This window comes from Photorhabdus noenieputensis (genome assembly GCF_018448935.1).
In the GTDB taxonomy this organism is placed as follows: domain Bacteria; phylum Pseudomonadota; class Gammaproteobacteria; order Enterobacterales; family Enterobacteriaceae; genus Photorhabdus; species Photorhabdus noenieputensis.
The window spans coordinates 1-8,102 of the sequence record NZ_RCWC01000049.1; the positions used below are offsets into that span (position 1 = coordinate 1).

Genomic DNA, 8,102 nt, shown 5'->3' on the forward strand with positions numbered 1-8,102 from the left:
CCATGTTAGCTATGGCGGCTCACCTGAAAAAAGGCCATACTGAACTCCCTTTGGTGGCACCTCTGTTGTTTTATCATGGTGAGATTCGGCCGTATCCTTACTCAAACCGGTGGCTGGATTGTTTTACGCTCCCCGAACAGGCGGCTCGCTTATACCGTCAGGCGTTTCCGTTGGTGGACGTCAGTGCGCTCAGCGATGAAGAGATCCTGACACATAAAGGGGTTGCACTGATGGAGTTGGTGCAAAAACACATCCGCTGCCGGGATATGCTGGAATGGGTCCCCCAATTGGTGAAACTTTTGAATGCGGGGTATAATACAACTGAGCAGCGCAATGTGGTGTTAAGCTATATTTTACTGAATGGACATACGTTGGATCTCTCACAATTTGTCCATCAACTGATTGAACAATCTCCGGAGCATGAAACGATGTTGATGACTATTGCAGAAGAGCTTGAACAAAAAGGGCTTGAGCGAGGTAGAGAGGAAGGTAAAGTGGAAACGGCTCGTGCCTTATTACAGCATGGCGTGAGTTTGGACATTATTGTCACCAGTACCGGACTGAGCCGGGATAAAATTGAAATGTTAAAGCATTAAATTAATCTTCTCTTTTACAGCAAAATGCCGATATTCGAGATCGGCATTTTTGTTCTTATTGATAGGGAGCGTCTGTGGCAATCCTTGTATGAAACGGTGGTACGAAATCATGGCTGTCAGTATATGTGGCAGTTGCTTGAGAAAGTGAAAACGTTTTTAAATTCATCTCCCCACATGAATAGCAGAGAATAAAAAGAGTCGGTGTCCATATAAGTTATTTATGATTGTTTTTTTATCGCCAAACCGAATTGGTTGCGTCAAAATAGAGTTTAACTTTTACATTAAAACTGTTAAATTTCAAACTTTCAGGATATGGTGCTAGTAGTGCCAACTCTGCTCATAACACCTTTATTGAGACAAAATTCATTTTGATTTCCAATGAATCATAAGGCAACAACACAGTGAAAACAGGGCTAAAGCAACGCTTTCGTATGCTAATAGGATTAGCAGTAATACTGATTATAATCCAATTGTTTGATACTTTAACCGGTGGCGCACTAAGTAATTTCGGTATCATTCCCCGATACTCCCGAGGGTTAATTGGTATTCCGCTATCTCCATTCCTGCATGGTGACTGGGGGCACTTATTCAGCAATCTCCCCGCATTATTAGTATTGAGTGCGTTACTGATGGCACACTCCATACGTTATTATGTGCTAGCCAGCCTGTTTATTATCTTTATGGGCGGAACATTAGTTTGGTTATTTGGGCGCACGGCTATTCATATAGGTGCCAGTGGATGGATTTTTGGTCTATGGGGATTACTGCTGGCTAACGCCTTTTTCCTGAGAAGAATAAAAGATTTCTTCTTTGCGATTCTGGTGTTTGTATACTACGGTGGGATTGTGTTTGGCTTATTACCGTGGCAAGAGGATATTTCAACGGAAGGTCATATTTTTGGTGCGATATCTGGTCTGGTTTTCTCTTGGCTGTCGAAGAGATGGGTAATAACGAGCCATTAGTTTTAGGGGGGAGGCAGATTACCCCCCCATTTCGGATGCTCACTAATAGTCAACAGCAAAAAAATAAACCTAGTTACCTTTATTTCGAGAATAAATGAGTTACCATTTAAAATAGAAAATGAGTTATTCTATATCATTCAATAGAGTTCAATTTAACTCTGTTTTAGACAGAACGATGAACTCTACTTCCATTAGGTGAAAATTTTATTTGTGTTTAAAAAAACAAATAATATTATGTTAATAAGAGTATATACCCTATGGATTTCAAGATGCATCGCGGTGGCAAGGGAGTTAATCCCCGGGAGCATAGATAATTATGTGACCGGGGTGAGCGAGTGCAGCCAACAAAGAGGCAACTTGAAAGATGACGGGTATAAATAGGACATATTCAATGCGTAACAGACTCTTTCTTTGGTTACTTGCTTTGCCGTTAGTATTAAGTTGTTATGGTGGCTGGCAATATTACCGAACCAGTGAACTGACTGAATCCCTCGATAGTATTAAATTATTACATGCCGAAGCGACACAATTGTTGCAAACCGATCCCAATATTACAATGGAAATAGGCGGCACTTCTTTTACCGTCAATCAAATCCTCAATAGAACAAATGAAATAATTAATAGCAAAGAAGCCACATTCAGCGAGTTTCAGTCAATTTTAGATCTAGGGACGATGGGCGGTGGCGTATTATCACTACTGTTAGGTGGATTCGCGATTTTGCTATGTATGCGTAGTGGTAAGGTGGCCCGCAAATCCCGCGATGAATTATTGAGGGTATTTGATCACTGTCGCCGGTTGCTGCCTTTTATTCTTGTCGGTCAGATGACATTGATTGGCCTCAGTATTTTTTCCCTGATCAGCTACGAAATACTTTGGTTTATTGGTAATTTTGAAATGAGAGGCGACGGGGCAAAAATTGTTGCTGTCGCGGGCGTGATAGCATTGGCAATTCTGTGGTGCATCATTAAGGGTATTGCGAAACTCAGACACTGTTTTGTTATGTTTTCTCCTTCCGCCTCCCATTTGATGGGGAAACCCGTGACTCCAGAGGAGGCTCCTGGCCTATGGCAATGGATCAATGCGTTAGCTGAACAAGTCGGTACAGCGCCGCCAGACAATATTGTTGTCGGTTTGACGGAATGTTTCTTTGTGACTTCCTATCCTGTCTGTGTTAACAATGAACAGGTGCTTGAAGGTCGTACCTTATACTTCCCGTTAGTCTACGGGGCATTGTTAAGTCGTGCAGAATCCGCAGCGGTGATTGGCCATGAATTGGGGCACTTTACCGGTGAAGATACCACCTATAGTCTCCACTTTTCCCCTATCTACGCAGGCATGAGCCGCAGCATCGATGTGATGATCAGTAACATCAAGGATAGAGAAGATTACTATAGCCGTCTGGTTATGAGTCCTTCGATTTATTTGGGTATATTCTTCATCCAACAATTTGATTTTGCGGTTAATCATTGGAGCCGTATCCGTGAATATGCAGCCGATGCGGTGGGGGCAAGGTTGAGTAGTGCTCAAGCAATTTCTAGCGCTCTATTACGTATTTCTGCGGTGAGCGAGGCGGTTAACCAACAATTGTCAGTGTTGTTTGAAGGTAAATTGAAAGCCGATGATCTCTTGCCTGTCATCTTTGATAACCTGCGCGAGAATGGCGTTCCTGATGCGGGCCAGTTCTTGGAAAATGAGCTTACTCACCCAACGGATACGCATCCAACAACTAAATCACGCATTGAAGCACTAGAGCAACCAATAGAGCAGGAGTTGTTGGATTATGCTTCGCGCCCGGTTGAAGCAGGGCATTATGATAATATTGATGATCTATTTGCTGATGCTAAAGCGCTTTCAGTGGAATTAACACAAAACCTGTCAGGTGAAATTGACGAGTATTATCAAGAGCAGAAACAAATTTGGGAGGAACAGGCGGTATTAGCGTCTGAAACTACCACGTTGACCGTATCCAGCAAACGTAATCTTATGTTTATTTCGACTTTTATTTTTATGATTATGGTGGGCAGTGGATTCTTTTTGTCTTTCGTTATAAAAGAAATCAATTCAGAGAATATATTAGAAGCACTTTTTTTAGTCTCGGCACTAATTGCTTTAGTCAATTTACCTTGTTTGTTATTCGCAATTATCATCTATAAACGCTGCAAAAACAGCATAATAATTTGGGAGCCAACAAAAATCAGTGGCCCTGATTTTCAGACATCTTATCCTCTACGTAATATTATTGATTTCAATTATACGACTTTTGATTCCTTCTTCTTCAAAGTGAGTTCATTAACGCTTGAGCTGGCAGATAATGCCACTCTGCCAGATATGACGCCTAAAAAACGATTAGGTAGAGGAAAATTACGGAAGAAAAAACGCCATCTCTTTTATGGTTTTGTAGGAACGCTGAAAGCCAATGGTAAAAAAATATCAGATAAAGAAGTTGTTGAAATGATCCATAACTATCTTCAAGCTGCACATGCCCAACATGCTTTGGATCAACATAAATCTGATTAATAACAATTAGCAGCCCGTTTGTGATAACGGGCTGCTAATAAAGGATATATACCCTATGGATTTCAAGATGCTTCGCGACGGCAAGGGAGCAAATCCCCGGGAGCATAGATAACTATGTGACCGGGGTGAGCGAGTGCAGCCAACAAAGAGGCAACTTGAAAGATGACGGGTATAACCACTGATTTTTTAATTTTGTGTGGTTATGTCCATTTCAACGCGGCATCATCTACAGGCTGTCCCAAAACTTGTTTATCTTTTTTGTAATCATGTGGAGTCTGCCAATTTGGACTATATCCCTGACGAGGAAGCGAGTCGTTTGCGCGTTTTACGTAACCAGATCGCAAAGCGCCAAAAATATGTTCATCCTCCTGCATCTCACCCGGCTGAGCATGTGGTGTTACAACGGTAGCATCGCGACGCTTCATTTCGTTCAATAAGCGGCAGATATAATCCGCGGATAGATCAACTTTCAATGTCCAGGCGTTATTGATATAACCAAATAGACAGGCAATATTAGGGATATTCTGTATCAACGTTCCCTTATAAAGCATGCGATCATGGCTTTGTTGCTTTTGCCCATCAATAGAGAGTTCAATTCCACCAAGAAAATGTAATTTCAGCCCAGTTGCTGTAACAATAATATCTGCGGGTAATTCCTCGCCCGATTTTAATAAGATACTGTTTTCAGTTATACGGACAATATGGTCAGTCACAATAGAGGCTTTACCTTCTTTTAGTACCTTAAATAGGTTATTGCTGGGAATAAGACAGAGCCGTTCATCCCACGGCATGTATTTTGGCGTCAAGTGCTTCATGTCAAAGTCTGGGCCGACACGCTTGCGAGCCAATGCCAGTAAAAACGATTTCAATAATGTAGGTAAATGTCGGCTTATTTTATAAATTAAGCTAAATAGAAAAAGATTGCGCTTTCTGCTCAATGTGTAAATCCAGCGCTGTGGAATAATGCCTTTGCAAAGCTCTGCCATCTTATCCCTGCCAGGCATTGAAAAGATATAACTGGGAGAGCGCTGTAGCATCGTAATATGTTGAGTATCATGTGCCATTGCAGGCAGTAAAGTAACTGCTGTTGCGCCACTACCAATGACAACAACTCGTTTTCCTTTGTAATCCAACTCTTCAGGCCAGAGTTGAGGATGAACTACTGGGCCTTTGAAATCTTCAATACCGGGGAATTTAGGTAAATAAGGTTCATCATAGTTGTAATAACCTGTTGCTGAGATGAGAAAGCGACAGGTAAATTGCCGAGTTTCCCCACTGATTTCGTCAATTGCGGTAACGGTCCACTGGCGAGTTGCATTTGACCAGTCAGTATGAGTAATTTTTAGCCCAAACTCTATTTTCTTATCAACTTCATACTCTTTTGCCGTTGCATTGACATAACTTCTAATTGAGGGCCCATCGGCAAAAATACTGGTGTCTGTCCAGGGGCGGAATTCATAGCCATAGCTCATCATATCTGAATCAGAGCGAATGCCGGGATAGCGAAATAAATCCCAAGTACCGCCTATCCTCTGGCGACGTTCTATGATAATAAACTTCTGATCAGGACATTTCCTTGTTAAATGACATGCTGTACCAATACCGGCAACACCTGCGCCAATAATCAAAACATCATAATAGTTATCCATTGTTATTTCTCCTGCAAAGTATTTTTTAAACAGTTGAAACTTACCTAGCTAAAGCAACGTGATTCTTGTCGTCATTGACAGTAGCATAGTAATATGAAATTGCTTTAGTCTTACATTGCTCATTATAAGTGTTTAACGTGTCAATATTCCCTACCACCACAAGTAAATAATTAGTCTGAGAATATTTTCAACCCTTAAATATGAATATTGGGCACCGTGTTTAAGTCACGTTATAGACGAAACAAATACCACCAAAAATTTACTCAAGCATTTCTATTTGCTCTTGAGACAATATTGTATGATGCAAGGATGTTAAAGTGAACCTGATAGAACTTGGCGGAGGGGAGATTAGATGCATTTTATACCCGTTATCTTTCAAGTTGCCTCTTTGTTGGCTGCGCTCGCTCACCCCGGTCACATAGTTATCTATGCTCCCGGGGATTCACTCCCTTGCCGTCGCGATGCATCTTGAAATCCATAGGGTATATTGATTGAATATCTTGCCAAAGTTTTTAAATCCTAGCTATTCGTGGGGAGTTTTTTCGGTTAATTCGATAAAATAATCCAGAGAACAGGCAATTCTCTGAATTATTTTAAACATGTGAAGTTGTTCAAGTGTTTTAACCGAACAGCATTATTTCTTAGGGATTTGGCATTTTATTTTTATTGATGATGCAATTTCTAAAGCATATGTCATTCACATTAGAGGCCAATTCAATATCACAACGCAATCATTGTAATTATTCTTGGTACCGTTTTCGGCACCGATAGTGGCTGTCCCGGGTTTTTCATCAAGGGTATTATAGGCATAACGGAGCTTGCAGGGTTTACCATCGCCTTCAATCTCAATACAGATTTTGCCTGTACCGGATGTATAGGCTTTAGTCGCCATTAGATTATCTGTTCCTTTGCCGGTTAATGTATCTACCAGAAGATCGTCAATATAGACTTTTACTGTTTGCCGATGAATATCGGTATTAGAATAGGCTGTCAGGCCAAATCGAATACTTTGAGGTAACTGGAAACAGTGTTTACCTGTGTCATTGGTGCCACATGTTCCGCCACAACTTCCATTATTGCCTCGGTCACTACCTAATAAATCGGTGTCAATCAATACCGCTGCTTGAGCTGTTTTGAAGGCTCCTCCGGTATAAGAATCAACAAGAGAATGATATGCAAAAGTGTTTGATGACGGAAAAAATCCGAGCTTATTATTATCTTTGAGGAAATCAATCACAGGATTATTTTGCTGAATTTTTCTCCATGTGGCAGTATCTAGATTTTTAGTAAATTCCGGGTATTTCTTTGTTATTTCCCATCTGTCTGATATAGATTTTCGCTTAATCGTATGTGAGTTTACGGCATAATCAATGCAATCACTGCCTTTAAAGAAACAAACAATATTTGTTGTTAATTCTATGGCTGCATCTATCCCATTTTCGAATTCGGTTCCTTTCAGTCCGGGCCACCCCTCAGCGATAAATTTTGGGCCATCAGTTACATTAGCTTTCGCTATGTTAAATTTAACATATTGCGAGCCTTTAAAAAAATATAAATAACCATTTAAATTAATCACATCATCAATATGTCTTTGAAACTCGATAGGAAGATCAGGCCAATCGTTACTGATAGGCTGAGGGTAGTTTTTATCTGGTATATGTAATGTGTCATTAAATCTGCCGTTATCTGCATTAAGGAATAAATAAACATGTAGATTCATTAATATATATCCTTTATGGTTTTTAAGTTTGTGATTGATTTTGCATATTTATTAAACTTTCTGTTCGCAGATAAAATATAGCAATAATATTAAAACCATTTGGCGAAACAGAAAAATTTACACTGTGAAAACTAATGTAAAAGATAGATTGTGACAATGTTATATATTGATAAATTATTTATTGATTTAATAATGTTGTTTTTTTGCGAAAATATAAATATGTACTAAGAGATAAGAATTATATTGTGCAATTAAAGTGTAATGCGCTATTTTGTATTTTTATTTAATTTTTTTGTATTTTAATAATAATATATTAAATTAATTATATTTTTATATGAAAAGCGGCGTAATGCCGCTTTAATTTATTAATGATTTTTTGTGGTGAAATTAATAAGGTATTTTAAACTAATTCACCAATGGCCAATTCAATACCACCACACTGTCGTTGTAATTATTATTGGCGTCATTTTCGGCACCAATAGTGACTGTTCCCGGTTTTCCGTCAAGGGTATTATAGGAGTAACGGAGTTTACAGGGTTTGCCATCCCCGATAATTTCAATACAGACTCTTCCTGTACCGGATGTATAAGCTTTAGTATCTGTTCCTTTACCGGTTAATGTATCTACCAGAAGATCGTCAATATAGACTTTTACTGT

Annotated in this window: 6 protein-coding genes and 1 pseudogene; 4 read left to right on the top strand and 3 right to left on the bottom strand. The window is 39.6% G+C overall.

The genetic code is table 11. The features are described from left to right. From EAE91_RS21970 to EAE91_RS21985, 4 genes and pseudogenes are all read left to right on the top strand, one after another. Positions 1 to 596, top strand: a 596-nt coding sequence (locus EAE91_RS21970; protein WP_214090316.1) for an Rpn family recombination-promoting nuclease/putative transposase, incomplete at its 5' end; no start/stop codon positions are given. A 66-nt stretch (positions 597 to 662) separates the two neighbouring features. Beyond that, positions 663 to 788 (top strand): annotated as a pseudogene (locus EAE91_RS21975) (IS630 family transposase); the annotation flags it as partial. 209 nt (positions 789 to 997) lie between these two features. Further along, entirely contained in the window at positions 998 to 1,558 is a 561-nt protein-coding gene (locus EAE91_RS21980) for a rhomboid family intramembrane serine protease (RefSeq protein WP_214090317.1), read from the top strand. Between the two features lie 391 nt (positions 1,559 to 1,949). Beyond that, positions 1,950 to 4,076, top strand: a complete 2,127-nt coding sequence (locus tag EAE91_RS21985; RefSeq protein WP_214090318.1) for a M48 family metallopeptidase — start codon at positions 1,950 to 1,952, stop codon at positions 4,074 to 4,076. Positions 4,077 to 4,276: 200 nt separating this feature from the next. Here EAE91_RS21985 and EAE91_RS21990 read toward each other — a convergent pair whose 3' ends face one another. From EAE91_RS21990 to EAE91_RS22000, 3 genes are all read right to left on the bottom strand, one after another. Beyond that, a complete protein-coding gene (locus EAE91_RS21990; RefSeq protein WP_214090319.1) occupies positions 4,277 to 5,725 on the bottom strand; it encodes a flavin-containing monooxygenase in 1,449 nt (482 codons plus the stop codon). Between the two features lie 697 nt (positions 5,726 to 6,422). Next, positions 6,423 to 7,445: a fucose-binding lectin II gene (locus EAE91_RS21995; protein ID WP_214090320.1), complete on the bottom strand. Its 1,023-nt coding sequence runs from the start codon at positions 7,443 to 7,445 to the stop codon at positions 6,423 to 6,425. Positions 7,446 to 7,850: 405 nt separating this feature from the next. Next, positions 7,851 to 8,102 (bottom strand): fucose-binding lectin II (locus EAE91_RS22000; RefSeq protein ID WP_244868985.1); only part of this gene is annotated, 252 nt, incomplete at its 5' end.